The sequence below is a fragment of the Vibrio sp. DW001 genome, from assembly GCF_029016285.1.
Taxonomy (GTDB): Bacteria; Pseudomonadota; Gammaproteobacteria; order Enterobacterales; family Vibrionaceae; genus Vibrio.
This window is the reverse complement of sequence record NZ_CP091976.1, coordinates 1,065,074-1,081,937: the sequence shown is the minus strand read 5'-3', so window position 1 is coordinate 1,081,937 and position 16,864 is coordinate 1,065,074. Positions and strand designations below refer to the sequence as shown.

Genomic DNA, 16,864 nt, shown 5'->3' with positions numbered 1-16,864 from the left:
CGAAGTTTCATCGGAGTGGCAAACGGTCAGAAACTCTCTGCGCTTCGATTGTAACAATCGTAGATGTGATCGATAAACAACTTGGTTTTAGTTGGTAGGTGCTTGGTATAAGGATAGACCGCAAATATACCTAAGCATTTTCCAACCTGTTTATGAAGCACTTCTACAAGAGCGCCCTCTTTCAAATCTTCTGCCACCAACACCTTCGGTACGTAAATAAGCCCTTGGCCAAGGAGCGAGGCTCTTCTTAATGCTGAAGCATTATTAGTACAAAAGTTGCCCGATACCTTTAACGTAAATGGTTCTGTCTTTCCTTTAAAAAGCCACTCATCTGAGCCTGTTTCCTGAAACGAGTACCCAAGGCAGTTATGTTTACTCAGCTCTTGAGGGGTCTGAGGAGGTTTGTTTTTTTCGAAATAGCTTGGGGCACCACAAATAACCCAATGGACATCAACTAAACGCCGCGCAATAAGACTCGAATCTGGCAATACACCGGTCCGAATAGCGAGGTCGTAACCTCCAGATAATAGGTCAATAAACTGATTGTCTAAATCCATATGCACCGTGATGTCAGGATATTTACGGCTAAACTCTGCGATAGCTTGAGGCAAGATAAGTTCACCAGAAATAGTCGGTACAGTTATACGAATTGTTCCGGTAAAGGACTCACTCAACCCTTTCAGCTCTTCCTGAGCATTTTTTACGGTAAAATAGATCTCGCGCGCGTGGCGAAAAAAAACCTCTCCTGCTTCAGTAAGGGTCAGTTTGCGAGTTGTACGGAAGATAAGCTGTACGCCTAACTCCTGTTCCAAACGTGTAATACGCTTACTTATTACAGATTTAGTTAATCCAACCTTATCTGCGGCCTTACTAAAAGATCCCAATTCAATCAAATGATAGAAAATTAAAAAGTCGTCTGTATTTCTCTTCATTATTAAACTTCTTGCCGCGTTAAAAATTTATCGATGCCAATAGACTAATAGAAAATAGAGACAATTACAGAGGAATTATTACGAATTTAGAAAATATAACCCATCACAGGAACAATTAAACTCATCCAGAAGAAACCAAGAACCCTCAACTTTATCTAAAAGAAATAACTTTCCATCAGAGTACTTAAACTCAAACTTCCGCTCATGATCATCCGTGTAAGAAAGTCTAATATCATTTGGATTGGCACTGGTTACAGATACATGACTCGGTTCGGCGTTCGTCACATCTATGAATTTATCGACGGCTTCTTTAATTTGATATCGCATAACTGCTCCAGAGGTTGGCCTTTAAAGTAATGTAGATCATATACTTCCTTAAAAACGCGACCGTCATCTTCTTTATCTGGACAATAACGAATTTAATTTAATAACATGTCCTTACAAACGTAAACACACAGTATTCTTCTGTTGGGTTTAACAAAAATCAAGTTGTACTTATTACAAATTAGTAACAAGATAGCCTCATTCTATATCTACCACCCTGCGGTTGGTTTTAAATGTCACTACGTAACACACTTCAACTTTTTCTACTTGCTGCCCTTTGGGGGGGCTCATTTCTGTTTATGCGGATCTCAGCAACAGCTCTTGGCCCTGCCATATTGATTGAAGCTCGCGTCACATTAGCCGCACTGTTTTTATTGGTCGTATCCATTTTTATAAAAAGAAAGCTGCCACTTTTACAGTACAAAAAACACTTTTTTATTATCGGCTTATTTAATACTGCACTGCCATTTCTGTTTTTCGCCTATGCGGCACAAACACTAAATGCATCAACACTTTCCATCTTGAATTCTACTGCCGCGATATGGGGTGCGCTAATTGGTGTATTCTGGACACGAACGCCGTTAACAAAGCACGCCTTATTAGGCATGATTATCGGTATTGTTGGCGTGATTATTCTCGTTGGTTGGGACGCGGTAAATTTGGGCACGGACGCGATACTTCCGATCATCGCCGGAATATTGGCTGCTGTTTGTTACGGTATTGCGAGTAATTACACCAGAACAGCCCCACAAATTTCTTCCTTTGATAATGCCCATGGCAACATGTGGGCCGCCGCCTTGATTGTTTTACCATTAGTGTTTTTTATTCCTATAAGAGAAGTACCAACGATAGAAATCAGTTTATCGGTGTTGGCTTTAGGTATATTCAGTACTGGTGTCGCCTATTTACTCTATTTTAACCTAGTAGCCAGCGTTGGAGCAGCTTCAACCCTATCTGTGACCTTCCTTATTCCGGTATTTGGTATATTTTGGGGGTACCTGATATTAGATGAGCAAGTCGGTTGGAATACGGTTTTTGGTACTATTTTGGTTTTGTCAGGCACCATGTTAGTAACGGGTATTTCAATTCGTTCATTGTTGACTTCAAAAAACAGATACCGAGAGAAAGTATAAAACAATACATTAAGAGCATAGCTAGAATAATGGTATGTGAAATGAATTAAAGCGCGTCTTTAGACTGATGTAACACACAACTGTAAATGACTATCAAAAGGAATATATGCGCAGAATTGTCATGTTAATCGCCACCGTGGCACTGCTGATCTTCTCAGTGATTTGGGTATCATCTTGTTCTCATCTTCATGATTATGAAAGTAATAGTGGTGCTATAGTGACAGGGGTTATCGAAGATACAAACCTCGCCGAATCAAGTGGATTAGCTATTTCAAAATTGAATACAGACACCTTATGGAGCCACAACGATAGTGATAATTCACCCTCATTGATTGCGTTAGATCTGCAAGGGAAATTCCGAGCCAAAGTTAATGTTCAAGGTGTAGAAAATATTGACTGGGAAGATATGGCGACGTTTAAATACAACGAGAAAAACTACCTTATAATCGCCGATACAGGAGACAACTTCGCCGTCAGGGATGAATATCTACTTCATATAATCCAAGAGCCCCTATTAACAAAAAGGCGTTATCTTAATCCAATTCAAGTTATCCCTGAATGGAGCATCTCATACACTTACGCTGATGGTCCTAGAGATTGTGAATCTATCGCCATAGATATAATAAATAAGAAAATAATCCTATTGTCTAAAAGAGATGAACAACCAATCCTATTCGAATTAACACTTAATAGAGATACACCACAAGTCGCAACCAACTTGGGCGCAGTGCCTTCTTTTCCAAAACCGAGCAAGCCAAAGTTTAGCTTTATTTATCTGCTTGGCTATTCATCACAACCTACTGCAATGGATATATCTTCTGATGGACGCTTTGCTGCGGTATTAACTTATGACAGTGCTTTTTTATATGACACCAAAGGCAGTACCGACTGGCACACCGTACTTTCATCTACACCAGTTCGATATGAACTCCCCACACTAAAACAGGCAGAGTCGCTCTCCTTTGGCTCTGACAACCGCAGTATCTATGTTACAACGGAACATTTACCCGCTCCAATCATAACGTTTCCTGTCGATGTGGCGTTATCGCCTTAAGCTCGTTATAGCGTCATTAGACAACATAGAACCGACAGACTTATGTGGCTGTTTATTTGAAATAAATATAGTATGAGTCAAGTTTCCAGACCATTACTACTATTTAATTAATAATGAATATTGAACACCTTAGACTGTTTGTAAGACTCGCCGCCACCAACAATATTAGCCAAGCAGGCCAAGAGCTCGGTCTGTCTCCTGCGGTGGCCAGTTCTCATGTAAATAAACTTGAGGAAGGGCTTGGTGTTCGCCTTGTCCACAGAACCACAAGGAAGGTTTCACTCACTGAAGAGGGAATCGATTTTCTTCCTCATGCAGAGGAAGTCCTTGCCACTATTGAGGCTGCAAGAGCGTCAATCGGTGTCGGTAACATATTACCACAAGGCACTTTGCGAATTACCGCACCCGCATCTTTTGGTCGAATGCACCTGCTACCTGCACTTAAGGAGTTTCTCGCTCTCCATCCTCGCCTTTCTATCGACTTGCGGTTAACGGATTCCATTGTCGACCTTGTTGAAGGCGGGTTTGATATTGCGATTCGAAATGCAGAATTAAAAGACTCTAGTTTAATCGCACGTAAACTGGCCTCTGATAAACGTATTATCTGCGCCTCTCCAGAATACCTAGTAAATTATGGACAACCTGAATCCCCAGAGGATCTTAATAATCATCAGTGCATTAAATTGATGGGGCTTGAAAACTGGTTATTCGACACCCCAGATGGTGAACTGAACATCAAAACCAAAGGCAATTTGAGAACTGACCATGGAGAAGCGGTTAGAGACGCCTGTGTTCATGGGTTAGGGATAGCATTGACCGCTACATGGTGTGTAAATAAGCAACTTGAAAGCGGTGAGTTGATTCAGATACTTAAAGATTACCCATTAGCATCGGATTCTGCTATTTGGGCGGTGTACCCGAGTTCACGCTTGCTAGCTCCTAAGGTTAGAGCCTTCATCGATTACTTTGCAGATTACTATGGCAATCCACCATATTGGGACAGAACCAAATAATAGATTCGATATAATGGACTCCTCATATTAGCCGTAAATCAATTGCTAACTTATAAGAAAATTATTAACCCGTCATCACTTCGCGAGCCACGGGCTAACTAACGCAATGAGTTACTGACATTTTTCCATCAGAATCTTATCAATAACACAAACAAGTGCCGCCGTTTTTCTTGGATCGAGCGCGTCATTATGTGGCGCAGCGAACCGACGAGCATCGTTGTCATAGTATTTACCTGACGCGTCTTCAAATTCTACAGATAGTGCAGCACGACACAAGATATCCGCACCAATACGAAGATCGCCCCCTGTTACACCATAGGCATCTTTTACCATCTTGCTGCCTAACATTGACGCAGGATTAACAGCAATTATCGCGGGTCCGTTTTCGTCTAAAGAAAGCGCTAAATCTCGCGACCACATAGTGATGGCAAGCTTGCTCTGAGCATAAGCGAGTCCATCACCTAATGTAGGCTTGCAGGCAAGAGAGGTCAAATCGACCGACGATTGTGCTGCTGAAGAAACATTAACAACACGAGATGTTGACCCCATCAATGGCAATAGTTTTCGAGTCAACAAATAGGGAGCAATCGTATTAACTACAAAGCGAACATCTAAGCCTTCCGAACTCTCTGCAATTGGTGTTGTATACACGCCGGCATTATTTATCAATACATCAATGTGTTTATGATTAACGATGATCTCAGCGGCCAGCGCCTCTACATCAGATAGACGAGAAAGGTCAGATTCATAACTCTCAACATTTTCCACACTCGACAACGTTGAAAGTAACGTAACGATCTGTTTTAATTTTTCAGTATTTCGGCCATGGACTAAAACTCTGTGTCCTTCAGACACCAGCATCTTAGCTGTTTCAAGTCCAATACCGTCTGTCGCCCCTGTTATAAGAATCGTTTTTTGCATGATTTATTCCTTGTTCGGACTGATATTGATACGTTGGTCCGAGTTTGAAAGTTGACTTCAATATCAATATAGTAACAGTGACGCTAATGGTTGATAATTAGTCAACAACAGAAAACTGTATATAGAAAATATTGAAAATCAAATCGAGAGTAATATCATGCTAAGCAAATTATAAATCAATATAGATATCATTTCTCAGATCATTCGAAACATCCTTATACGGTTTACAACATACTATTGTTCATTGATAAACTGTATCGCACTCAAAGCATCGACTAATCCAAAATATTCACCAGAATCATCGATTGCTATCCAAGGAAATTTATTTTTATTCTTAATTTTTTCATGAATCTCACCAAGCCCAACTGTTTTATGAACCTCGACAAATTTTGCATCCATCATCGCACTAACGGGCTTTGATAATGAGCGATAGTCTTGCATCGTTTCGGTTGCCGTCCCTAAAGACGTAGAGGCATGCAAATTGAAAATTTCACGCGTTAGATACCCGACACATTTATCATCAACAATAACGGGAAGCGTGGTGAAATTGGTATTACTAAATATTTCTCTAACTTCGCCGAGGTTACACCCTGGTGATAGGGTTGGTGGAAACGCAATCAATTCTATCACCGCGCTCTTTGTCTCTTTTAAGTCATTAAGTTTTCTTACATAGTTTATGTTTGGTTGCAACTTATCAAATGGCAGCGGTTTCTCGAAGTAATACCCTTGCAGGTAATCCACTTTTAAATCACCTAACAACACGACTTCCGATAGGTTCTCTACCCCTTCGGCGACAACCTGTACGTTTAGGGTATGCGCTAGCGATGTAATCGTTTTAACGATATGATAATTAGACGAGCCGTAGACCAAATCTTTTACAAACTCTCTGTCTATTTTTAAGATATCAAAATTATTGTTTTTGAGGTAGGAAAACGAAGAGTAACCCGTTCCAAAATCATCAATCGCAACCCTAAAACCAATCTCTCTTAATTTTGATAACTGTTCCACATCTTCATTTTCGCTATTAAAATACGCTGTTTCTGTCAATTCAATGATTGTATAGGGTATATGTTGACTGTATCCACGACACATATTTATTAAATCACCCAATATCACCTTAATCGATTTTTTGGAATTGAGTGAAATATTGATTGATAACTCAACATCTGTACCAAACTTTTGCACCAGTAGATCTCTGGTTTTAAGTGCAATCTCCGCAACCACAAGATCGAGTTGTGCAACCAAGTCCAAATCTTCCGCGATCCTAACCATCTCTTCAGTATTGAGAATGTTATTCTCTCCGTCTCTAAATCGACAGAGAGCCTCTAATTTCGTTACCTTCCAATTATCAGTACAAATGATCGGTTGAAAATAGACCTCAATTTTATTGTGTTTAATTGAGTCCACCACAATTGCTTCTAAGCTATCACGCCTCTTAACTTTCTCATGCAACGTTCTATTATAAAAACAGATATGATTGCTTCCTGATGAGTGCTTCTCATACATCGCTTTTAAAGAGTGTGAGATTAGTCGGCTTGGGGAGGTAGCATCCATACCAAGAACCGAAACACCAATGGATAATTGAGAAATATGTTTATAAATAATGGCATCAATGTGTATCTTAATGTCATTAAAACAGCTTCGAATTGCTTCGTAAATGGATAGTGAGTGAGGCTTATCGAGGCTACGCTCGTACAAAATTGCAATAGAAAAAACACTGGCTTTTAGAAAGCCGGCAATAATGTTTTTATTCTCTCGATCAAACGCGTTGGCCAGCTGTTTCTTGTATTCAAATTCAACATCGCTTTCAAAATTGGGTACAAAAGAAATCACCATCAGACCTTGAGTCTCTTCTTTAGAAGTAAACGTAGATTTCACCCTTAGATAATAATCATTGTCACTTGGGAGTTGTGTTAAGAGCTCAATACCACCGTGTTCAATACCGGCAATTCGATAAGGTGTATCTGATAAATCAACAGTCATTCCCAAATAATAAATATTGCCACGTATGGAAGTAATACGCTGAATCAATAACTCTTCCGGTACAACAATACCTGATTTTCGCTTACTTAAAATCAAACCGCTCCAAAATCCATTCAGCTCTATTTTGGACCACATTTCGTCAAAATATGTCGGGCCATGCTTACCAGCATTAAAGATCGAGGTTTTTTTCCCAACGAGTTCATCAATACGATAACCCGATGTCTTTTCAAATAAACTGTTGCAAGCGACTATTCGGGTTTTCCCATCGGTAATCAACATACCATGGTGTTCATTTTCGAATAACTGATGAAAAAAAGTTGAGAGGTCCTCTTGCGTTGGCGACAAAAAGAGTGGCATTAAGGAACCCGCGATTAAGCCTTCAGATACTTTTATCGCCGTAACTACGCTTAAACTAACACTCGCATCTTCTGTCGCAATGCAAGCCTTTACTGGCTTCGTTTTTTCATCGCCATAGACACTTTTTAACAAGGAAACAATCCGTTTTTGATCTTCACTACTAAAAAGTGCGAGAAAATCTTCAATCGTTGCAATTTCTTTATTGATCATTAAATACTGACGGATCAACACAGAATCAATAGAGAACACTTCCGTTTCAGTATTCCATGTCCAAGAAATCTCTCGTTTTGAATGAAACCCAATCAATTCTTCTTGAACAAGTTTGAGCGTTGACATGTAACGTCCCCTCATTAAGCGACAATTCACTACCATCATTATCTATAATAGTAATACAGTTTTATTCTTTTATTTCAATTGGTTAACTTAATTGTGACCCTTCTTTAATTTTAACGTGATTTGATCGGCGGATGCGTTCCATTTTTCTAGAAATTCTGCTGATTCTATTGGCTTTCCGTAAAAATAACCTTGAATACGATGACAACCTTGGTTTCTCAAGTAGTTATCTTGCCACTGTGTTTCCACCCCTTCAGCGATCACCTCAATGTCTAGGCTGGTTGCCATCAAAATGACGGATTTTGCGAGCGTTCTAGACATTGGGTTTGATTTAATATCTTGTACAAAGCTTTTATCCAATTTAATAATATCGAATGGATACTTGTGCACATAACTCAATGATGAATAACCTGTACCAAAATCATCTAAATAGAGAGAAACACCCATCTCTCTAAGTTTACAAAGTTGCTCTATCTGCTTGTCGTGGTGCCCCAAAAAGACACCCTCCGTTATTTCAATTGCGATATGCTCTGGCTTCAACCTATGTTTACTCAATGCATCCTGAACCAACTGCGGCATATTAGATGAGAGAATCTGAATGGGAGAGACGTTGATGGATATCTTCATATCGACCAAGCCCTCGGTTAGCCAGTGTGCACGAACCCTACACGCTTCATTTAGAACCCACTGGCCAATATCTAGAATTTTTCCATTATGTTCAGCGATAGGAATAAAAACATCAGGTCTAATGTTACCCATATCTGCACTTTCCCAGCGCAACAACGCTTCTGCACCGACTAATTGACCATCAACAGAAGTCACTACAGGTTGAAATACCAAAGTGAATTCATTATTAGCAATAGCGACATCTAGAGAGGATGAAATAGCCACGTGAAGTGCGTCTTTGTGCTTCATTTCTTCGGTGAAGTGAACATACCGATTTCGGCCTTGTTGTTTCGCAGTATGAAGTGCAGTATCTGCCGATTGTAAAAGTGTCGTTACGTCCGCGCCATCTTGTGGGGATAACGCAACACCAATACTAAATGAGATTTGAGTTCTATTATTGCCTTCCACAAACGGTTCCAATACTGACCTCTGAATAGCGTCGCAGATTTGCTCTGTCTCTTTTCTATCCACAACGGGTACAGCCACAATAAATTCATCGGAGGCAAATCGAAAAGCCCGTGCTTTCAAAGGGATCGAATTGGATAAGATTTTCGCCACTTTCTTTAAGATCTCATCACCAAATCGATGACCCAAAGCATCATTAATTATTCTGAACTCGTCGATGTCCACAATTATCAACGCGAGATTGTTTTTATCCGTCGACGTTTCTATTATTTTATGACTAATCTGCGTGTTAAACGCGACTCGATTTCCTAGGTTTGTCAACGCATCGGTATTCGCTAACACCCTCAAGTTTTCTTCGTATTCTTTTTGTGCTGTCATATCTCTTATTATCGACAGAATCGCTTTTTCCTTTCCAAAGGATACTAATTTTGCGTTGGATTCCACATGTATTAATTTTCCAGATTTCGTTTGGTATATTGTTTCAATTCTTTTACTTCCAAGGGTGACGACATCGTTGATATCGTCCAACACATCATTATATGTTGACTCCGTCCTTAGTTGTGAAAGGTGCATACCTTGAAGCTCAGAAGTGGGGTATTGTAAGAACTCGCTCGCAAGCTGGTTGCAAGATACAACCAGCCCAGTGTTACAATCAGAAATGAGTAATGGGTCCCCGGCATTCTCGAATAAACTACTGTACTTTATTTCTCGGCTTCTCAATTTTGAAAATAATTTAGAAAACACAATCGCGACAAAAACAAAAAGAACTAATGCAGAACCAGTGAAAAAAATAAAACCTTGTTTTGTTTGATTAAAAGGTAAATATGCTTCGATACGATCAAGTTCTGTTGTAAGACCGAATTGATACCTATCGTTCCACAGCCAAGCTCCCACGACAGGAATACCTCTGTAATCTTTATATCCATTCGTATCCCAGCCATTCTCACCTTTTACAACACTCGACGCCATTTTTGTTAATAATAGTAACCCATTTTTAGACACCTCTAATTTGGTTGGAACGACGGCTTTTAAATTCTGTACGCTTTGTTTTGATACCAAATCAGGTTTATACGCCATTATTTGCTTTGCAAATCGACTTTGCGTCAGTAAATATCCACTTTTATCTATCAAATAAGTCTCACCTGATTGACCAATTTGTCCTCTATTCACAAGAGTCTGAAGGTGTGTCATCGGGTCTAATCGTAAGGCTAATATCGCGATAATTTTGTTTTCTCTGTTGCGAATACCACTAGCAACAAACATGGTTGGATAATCAACAACATACTCGCCGTCTATTCCAGGCAACGCGACATCTGAAAATTGAGGCAGCGAAATCAGCGTCTCTCCTTGCCAGATTCTATCTAAAAAACCCGGCTGTCTAACCAGTAAATTTTCAGTATCGGTATTGACGTCTCGAGTAGACGCAAGGCTCACATTATTTGGATCTATAATGAAGAAACCTCGAAGATTATGCAGCTTTACAAAGGGATATAGATAGGCTCTTATCTCCTGTTGTATTGGGTCACCAATCAAAGATAAGTTATGCGCGCGTTGTTGTAGCAGTTGTTCGGTTTGAGTAAGGATAAAACTATCGCTAGCTAACATTTTACTTCTCTGTTCATTTTCAAATGCCCAGATCATAATAGCTTGATGAGTCGTATCTCTTATGACTTTTAGTGAATCAGCAAGATGGTTTTCAAAGCTAGATTTAATAGTAAAGAGCGTAAATACGGCCGCGAGGCAAAGCATGCAAGCTGAACTCAATACAATAATTGCAATTTTCCTATCAAACATGAATGACTGATTTTTGCGGAAGCTAGGTTTGAGTAACTCTGTAAAATTAAATTACAACATCGAGGACAACATACCATCTTCTAGTAGGTATATTTATATTAGAAGCTCACCGATAATTATGCCTCTGAATGCATTTCAAAGGGTGAGCAACATAACACTTTATCTCCATTTAGGGATAAAGCATGTTGATTGGTGTCTGCGTCACTTTATCCCTATTTATGATCAATCATTTCTCCAGTTTGCTCTTAATCCTTAACAAGATGAAGCCCGTGTGGTAACGCATCACCAAAGGCTTGTTTTGACTCGGAGGCATCCATCTCCTTGACTTGCTGTACTAGTTCAATCCATGCTGATGACACTTTGCTACGTTGTAGTTTTTCTATAACTTGCTGCCTAAATTCGTCAGAAATATCGAACAAACGGTCGCCTGTTTTACGACACATCATCACCGTTGCAAAACCGATGATAGGCTCTTTAATCCAGTTCTGCGCTAATAATGTCGGCAGCCATTGTTCAACTTGTTCGCGTGGTAATACCGAGTGTTGGCTGCCATACATAAGTTGGCGTGCGGCGATCCTGCCTAATGCCCACCAATGGGCCTGAGAATGCTGCGCTTCATTAACTGCCTTGTTCAGGAACCACTTTGCCATTAAGACCTTATCTTCGGTATGCAGAAGCTCTAAAGACGCACCAAGTCGAACCATCGCTTCGTAATCTTTTTCTTGTGCCTCTTTAGCCACCTTGGGGTTTCGCAATGAGCCAGGGTGCAAATACTTCACTATATCGGTCGCGATTATTTCTTGTTGATCCGCACTTAGCCCTCCCGAAACTCGTCGCCAAAATACCCACCAGTCACTCCAACCTTGATGATTCTGATATTGAATGCCTTGTTGGTATAGCGCCCACAACTGCTCGATACGCCATTCATCGGTAGGGTCGCCGTATCCGGGTCTAAGTGCGTAACCAGAAAGTCGAAGCCAGTTCTTTTCATGTTGCTCTGAGCGACGACGGCGTTTTCTTCCTTTAGAGAAGGCATCGAAAATCTGCCTTGATGTAGAAACATCCCAATCAGCCCTTTTGCCAAGTTTCTGTTCGAGTTCTTTCACCAGAGTTTTGATCACCTTAGGGTCGGCGTTTTTCTTATTTCCACTATATGCTGTGGTGATGAGATCGAGTGATGCTTGAAGCTTGGGATGTGATGTTTTCGATTCCTGAGTCACATCCGCTTGTTTTCTTATCTCAAATTCAACCGCCCAACGATTGGCTGCATCATCCGCACTTACGCACTCCAATTGTAATGTACCCACCTCCGTCAGTTTGCAGGCCAACTGAACTTCAACCCGTTGTTTCTGATTAGCTTGGCGTTCTTCTGTACCTTCCATACGTTCTAAGCTAGTAATGTAAGGTGGCAACGGCGTAAAAACGTCCGTATTTACCTTATACATTGCGCCATTATTGGCTGGTTTATTATCGCTTAACGTATCGTGGATAGAAGTCAGTAAATTAAATCGAACAGGTTCACCTAGGGTCAGTGCAAATTTCCGTCCTGATAATCGGATCTCTTGCCCCTCTTCAATGCCCTTGGCCAATAGACAAATAGCATTGCCAAAGCCTTTTTTCTCAGGTAAATGTAAGAAATACGAACGAGCGGCCCCCCCTCCAATCTTTAACTGGGCACCACGACGCGCTTTACCAAAAGCAACCGCTCCTAAGGCGACAGCAAGATCCGGGTGTGGGTTATCTAATACAGTAACAGGGCTACCCCGCCAATTACTCAGGATAGTTGTGACCTGCTCGGTAACCAGTTCACTGTTAAAGACACCACCGTTAAGCAAAATGCCTACAGGGACAACGAGCTGATCGTTTTTTTCATCACTCGTGATAGCCAATCCAAGCGCATGCCTTGCAACTGACTGATGTTGAGAGATGAATTCAGCCATGTGTTTAGTAATTGCCGGGTCAGCAACATAAGGCAGACCAAATTCAATCACTGCTTTGCGCCTTTTGTCCGGTAAATCGGTTATCCTCACCTTTGGAAAGAACCCATCTAGCGCCAATTGATGTACTTCATGCTTCGATAAATCGACACTTTTGGTGCCGCCAATAAGCCTCGAACCACCGCCCAACATGGTTATCTTAACTTGTTCTTGTTCGGTTTTACTCAGCAGTTGTTCCTTTGCCTTACGCGTTTGCTGAATTAACTTAGAAAGACTCGACGCGTTAAGTTTTTTATCCTTGTTAAATCGTTGCTCTGCAAGGTGCGCTAATGCAAGATCAAGGTTATCACCTCCTAACATGAGGTGATTACCAACCCCAATACGGTTCAACGCCAGTTCATCATCGTTATGATTCGCTTCAATTAAGCTGAGATCTGTGGTCCCTCCTCCCACATCACATACCAAGATAAGAGGCACATCTATTAGCTTTGATTTAGCTGAATCGCTATGGCGCGCATACCAGTCGTAACATACCGCTTGCGGTTCCTCCAACAGCACGACCTTGCTCAAACCAGCTTGTTTTGCGGCTTGGAGGGTCAACTTTCGAGCACTTTCATCAAATGAAGCCGGTACGGTAATCACTACGTCTTGTTTTTCTAGGATATTAATAGGGTTATGATAGTTCCAAGCCTGCCGTACATGATTAAGATAGCTCGCGGTGGCGGTAACGGGAGAGACTTTATCGACATCGTTGCCCGCAACCCAAGGCAGGATATCTGACTCTCTATCCACCGCTTGATGCGACAACCAACTTTTGGCACTAGATATCTGCCGTCCTTCTACCTTTGCTCCTAATTCTCTGGCCCATTCACCAACAATGGCAAGATTAAGATCGCCTTCGACAGGTACGTTCTCCCAAGGTAAAGCCATATCATTTTCAGAAACTTGTCCTTTAGCAGGATGAAACCGAAAAGAGGGCAGCAGAGGTTTTCGGCTTACTTCACCGGGAGCGACGAGTTGATCGATCTTAAAAATCGATACTGGTGAATCTTTGAGCGATTCAGTAATCTCGCTGTATGCAACGACAATATTCGTCGTGCCTAAATCGATACCAACCAAATAACGAGCAGAGACCATGGGTTTTCCTTTAGGTAAAAATCCCCGCGAACGAATAGTGCCAGTCAATCAACAGAGAATTTAGCTTTATACAAATTTACCGTCTAGATTCCCGTGAAAAAGAGAATCTAGACGGTATTCGCTCCTCACATGGTGAAGATGACGAATTTTATTCGACGTATTACTAAGACGTTTCGTTACTAATGGTACTTATTCCGCGTTTGAAACGTCACGCACGTCAAACTCTACATGCCATTTCTGGCCGTTATCACTCGCCATCGCTTCCAAATAAAGTGTACCAAGTTCAGTCACTCGTGCCGCCAACGTAACGGGAACAATCTCGCCGACATTTCGCCCTTCTGATGCGCTAAGCGTAACCTGAATCTCTGGAAGCTCCTCGAGCTCTTCTGATCTCCAGTAATCCAGATGTGTTCCTGCTTGGTCGTCACGACGAGTAGTAGAACCATAAAACTGAAACTGAACCGGTTGGCCGATAACCAACCCAAATTCTTTACTCTCAACCTGACAATATGACCCTTCTTCCATACCAAATGGCGCAACACAAATCGCCTCCATTGGTGGTGCTATTCCTGGTATTGCAGGCATAGAACTTTCGATGCCTACGTAATAGCTACTGGCAATACCACCACGAATGCGGACACCTTTACCTTGTCTTACTGCTCCGTAATATGCCGCACCGTTAGCAACGGCAAGATCGAGATCTAGACCACTCAGTTTCTTAGCCGTTTGGCATTTTGATTGCTCAGAACTGGTCTCTTGTTCAAGATGATTCGATTGCTCAATCCATGCATTAATCGTTGAGGTAAGGCGTGCTTCTAGTAGGCGAGATTTCAACACACCACCATTAAATAAAATGGCGGTTGGCTTAATAAAATCAACGGCTGGATGCTCATCATAAAACCCGCCGAACACCTCTTGAGTTGCATTGCTCTGCTTACATAAAAAGGCGGCGATGTGGCGAGTTATACCGGCGTCTTGAGCATACGGAAGCCCCATATGAGTCAACGCGCTGCGTGCCTTTTGTAAAGGGTGTTCGTGCACTTGAACCATTGGGAAAAAGCCATCGACCAATGTCTGTTGAACCTCTTCTCTGGTCAGCTCGGTTTTCAGTGTAGAACCCAACAATTTTGAACCTCGACTCGGAATAACGATAGGCACAGACTGTACCTCCATATCGTTGAGTAAGGTCTCTTTTGCGTCACGACACGCTTGCGTTATCGCTTGAACTTGCCATGGCTGTAGGTCTTTGCCCTCTTGAGACATTTTCGTTTTAATACGATAGGCAAGGGCAAGGTCCATGTTGTCTCCACCTAACAATATATGCTCACCAACTGCGACACGAGTTAGGCCTAAATTGCCTTCATCTTCTGTTACCGCAACCAATGATAGATCGGTAGTACCTCCGCCAATATCCACGACCAAAACCACATCGCCGACATCAACCTCACTTCTCCATTGATCTTCGCTGTTATTTATCCAGCTATACAATGCAGCTTGTGGCTCTTCAAGCAGTGTTACATGGTTGAAGCCAACGTTCCGCGCCGCCTCTGCAGTAAGTTCTCTAGCCGCAGGGTCAAAAGAAGCAGGAACGGTAAGGGTAAGATCTTGAACTTCAAGTTTATGTTCAGGTTTTTTATGATTCCAAGCTTCTTTTAGATGCTCTAGATACAACTCGGTTGCTCGTAATGGAGATATCTTTACAACTTCTTCTGGACTCCCTTGAGGAAGAAACGCCTCACGCCGGTTCACTCCACCATGACACAACCATGATTTTGCACTAGCAACTAGACGTATTGGTGTTTTCGCACCAAGATTTCGTGCGACGGCACCCACCAAAGCACTCGGTGTCGTGGTCCACGGAAGCACGCGGGAGCCTTCCCCCATTTCATATTCAGAAGGCTGATAAACAAACGATCCTAGTTGAGTTCTCTCTTCAACCTGACCCGCCGCGATAAGCTGAGGGACATTAAGTACTTGCACCATCGCGTCTTCGTTGTTGAGTTCAACAAAAGATAAAACACAGTGGGTCGTCCCTAAGTCGATCCCAACGCTGTATTTAGGCATATCATTTTCCATTAAAGCTCTACCTCTGCAGGCGCAATAATGGCAGCATTATAGTTTTTAGCGAGCTTGGGCAAATTCACTTTATCTGCTTTCCAACCTTTGTGGATAAGCGTGCCGCTAAATGGTGCGCGACCAGTCACATGACCAATTAAGCGAACCGCTTGAGGGTTAAAGCCTTCCTCGATGGTAATTCGAGTCTCTTCTTCCTCATTTTTTATGTGAGAAAGCTCCACATATTCAGACAATACTTTCTGGCCACCTGAATGGATAACGCGAGCAGCCGCGCCTACTTCATCATCAGAAAAACTGGTTAAATCTTCTTTGAGAAAGTCAATCAATCTTGCTTCTTGCTGCATAATTGAAAGCAATTGCATAGCAGAATCGGTGTTAGCGGTCTTCAATTTTGACTCAACTTCAATCACTTTTTCAACGACCTTTTCAACCTCAACAATTTTTTCTACTTCGATTATCTTCTCTACTTGTTTTTCTACTTCAACGATCTTTTCAATGGGCTTTTCAACCGTTTTTTCAATCACTTTAGATTGGCGAGAAATGGCAACAATAAGCAGCATAAGAGAAGACGCAGCAAGGCCACCATGCAACATATCAAAGGTGGTAGGGATCAGATTTAAATCAAAAGTCATTTTTCACTCTCTGTAAATAACAATTCTGGGTGTAACTGACAGGCGACTTTGTCGTCGGCTGCCTACAATAACCATATAATTGGGATCATTGTCTCATATTTAAAGTGTATATGGGCGACAAAATTTCGCTATAAATGCCAATCTATAAATGAAATATCTCGCTGATA

General features: G+C 41.5%; 11 protein-coding genes. 3 read left to right on the top strand and 8 right to left on the bottom strand.

Going from position 1 to position 16,864, the window contains the following annotated elements:
- Positions 1–26 precede the first annotated feature (26 nt).
- Complete coding sequence (locus L3V77_RS22225) at positions 27–932, bottom strand: LysR family transcriptional regulator (protein ID WP_275137001.1); 906 nt, start codon at positions 930–932, stop codon at positions 27–29.
- Between the two features lie 78 nt (positions 933–1,010).
- Positions 1,011–1,259, bottom strand: coding sequence for a hypothetical protein (locus L3V77_RS22220; RefSeq protein ID WP_275137000.1), 249 nt, complete (start codon positions 1,257–1,259; stop codon positions 1,011–1,013).
- Between the two features lie 230 nt (positions 1,260–1,489).
- On the opposite strand from L3V77_RS22220, the gene L3V77_RS22215 reads away from it, so the two are divergent.
- From L3V77_RS22215 to L3V77_RS22205, 3 genes are all read left to right on the top strand, one after another.
- Positions 1,490–2,389 (top strand): DMT family transporter, encoded by a 900-nt coding sequence (locus L3V77_RS22215; RefSeq protein ID WP_275136999.1) that lies wholly within the window; start codon positions 1,490–1,492, stop codon positions 2,387–2,389.
- 106 nt (positions 2,390–2,495) lie between these two features.
- A complete protein-coding gene (locus L3V77_RS22210; RefSeq protein WP_275136998.1) occupies positions 2,496–3,443 on the top strand; it encodes a hypothetical protein in 948 nt (315 codons plus the stop codon).
- 113 nt (positions 3,444–3,556) lie between these two features.
- Entirely contained in the window at positions 3,557–4,456 is a 900-nt protein-coding gene (locus L3V77_RS22205) for a LysR family transcriptional regulator (protein ID WP_275136997.1), read from the top strand.
- Between the two features lie 111 nt (positions 4,457–4,567).
- On the opposite strand, the gene L3V77_RS22200 is transcribed toward L3V77_RS22205, so the two are convergent.
- From L3V77_RS22200 to L3V77_RS22175, 6 genes are all read right to left on the bottom strand, one after another.
- Positions 4,568–5,377 carry an SDR family NAD(P)-dependent oxidoreductase gene (locus L3V77_RS22200; RefSeq protein ID WP_275136996.1) on the bottom strand — a complete coding sequence of 270 codons (810 nt, stop codon included), beginning with the start codon at positions 5,375–5,377 and terminating at the stop codon, positions 4,568–4,570.
- A gap of 234 nt (positions 5,378–5,611) precedes the next feature.
- Positions 5,612–8,053 carry an EAL domain-containing protein gene (locus tag L3V77_RS22195; protein WP_275136995.1) on the bottom strand — a complete coding sequence of 814 codons (2,442 nt, stop codon included), beginning with the start codon at positions 8,051–8,053 and terminating at the stop codon, positions 5,612–5,614.
- Between the two features lie 87 nt (positions 8,054–8,140).
- Complete coding sequence (locus tag L3V77_RS22190) at positions 8,141–10,915, bottom strand: EAL domain-containing protein (protein WP_275136994.1); 2,775 nt, start codon at positions 10,913–10,915, stop codon at positions 8,141–8,143.
- Between the two features lie 245 nt (positions 10,916–11,160).
- A complete protein-coding gene (locus L3V77_RS22185) occupies positions 11,161–13,989 on the bottom strand; it encodes an Hsp70 family protein (protein ID WP_275136993.1) in 2,829 nt (942 codons plus the stop codon).
- Positions 13,990–14,178: 189 nt separating this feature from the next.
- On the bottom strand, positions 14,179–16,065 hold the full coding sequence (locus tag L3V77_RS22180; RefSeq protein WP_275136992.1) for an Hsp70 family protein: 1,887 nt from the start codon (positions 16,063–16,065) through the stop codon (positions 14,179–14,181).
- Complete coding sequence (locus L3V77_RS22175) at positions 16,065–16,697, bottom strand: DUF2760 domain-containing protein (RefSeq protein WP_275136991.1); 633 nt, start codon at positions 16,695–16,697, stop codon at positions 16,065–16,067. Before L3V77_RS22175 ends, L3V77_RS22180 begins: the two co-directional genes overlap by 1 nt.
- Positions 16,698–16,864 lie beyond the last annotated feature (167 nt).

Excerpts from the sequence above, each read along its gene's own strand:
- L3V77_RS22225 (WP_275137001.1), bottom strand. The coding sequence starts at position 932 with ATGAAGAGAAATACAGACGACTTTTTAATTTTCTATCATTTGATTGAA.
- L3V77_RS22220 (WP_275137000.1), bottom strand. The coding sequence starts at position 1,259 with ATGCGATATCAAATTAAAGAAGCCGTCGATAAATTCATAGATGTGACG.
- L3V77_RS22215 (WP_275136999.1), top strand. The coding sequence starts at position 1,490 with ATGTCACTACGTAACACACTTCAACTTTTTCTACTTGCTGCCCTTTGG.
- L3V77_RS22210 (WP_275136998.1), top strand. The coding sequence starts at position 2,496 with ATGCGCAGAATTGTCATGTTAATCGCCACCGTGGCACTGCTGATCTTC.
- L3V77_RS22205 (WP_275136997.1), top strand. The coding sequence starts at position 3,557 with ATGAATATTGAACACCTTAGACTGTTTGTAAGACTCGCCGCCACCAAC.
- L3V77_RS22200 (WP_275136996.1), bottom strand. The coding sequence starts at position 5,377 with ATGCAAAAAACGATTCTTATAACAGGGGCGACAGACGGTATTGGACTT.
- L3V77_RS22195 (WP_275136995.1), bottom strand. The coding sequence starts at position 8,053 with ATGTCAACGCTCAAACTTGTTCAAGAAGAATTGATTGGGTTTCATTCA.
- L3V77_RS22190 (WP_275136994.1), bottom strand. The coding sequence starts at position 10,915 with ATGTTTGATAGGAAAATTGCAATTATTGTATTGAGTTCAGCTTGCATG.
- L3V77_RS22185 (WP_275136993.1), bottom strand. The coding sequence starts at position 13,989 with ATGGTCTCTGCTCGTTATTTGGTTGGTATCGATTTAGGCACGACGAAT.
- L3V77_RS22180 (WP_275136992.1), bottom strand. The coding sequence starts at position 16,065 with ATGGAAAATGATATGCCTAAATACAGCGTTGGGATCGACTTAGGGACG.
- L3V77_RS22175 (WP_275136991.1), bottom strand. The coding sequence starts at position 16,697 with ATGACTTTTGATTTAAATCTGATCCCTACCACCTTTGATATGTTGCAT.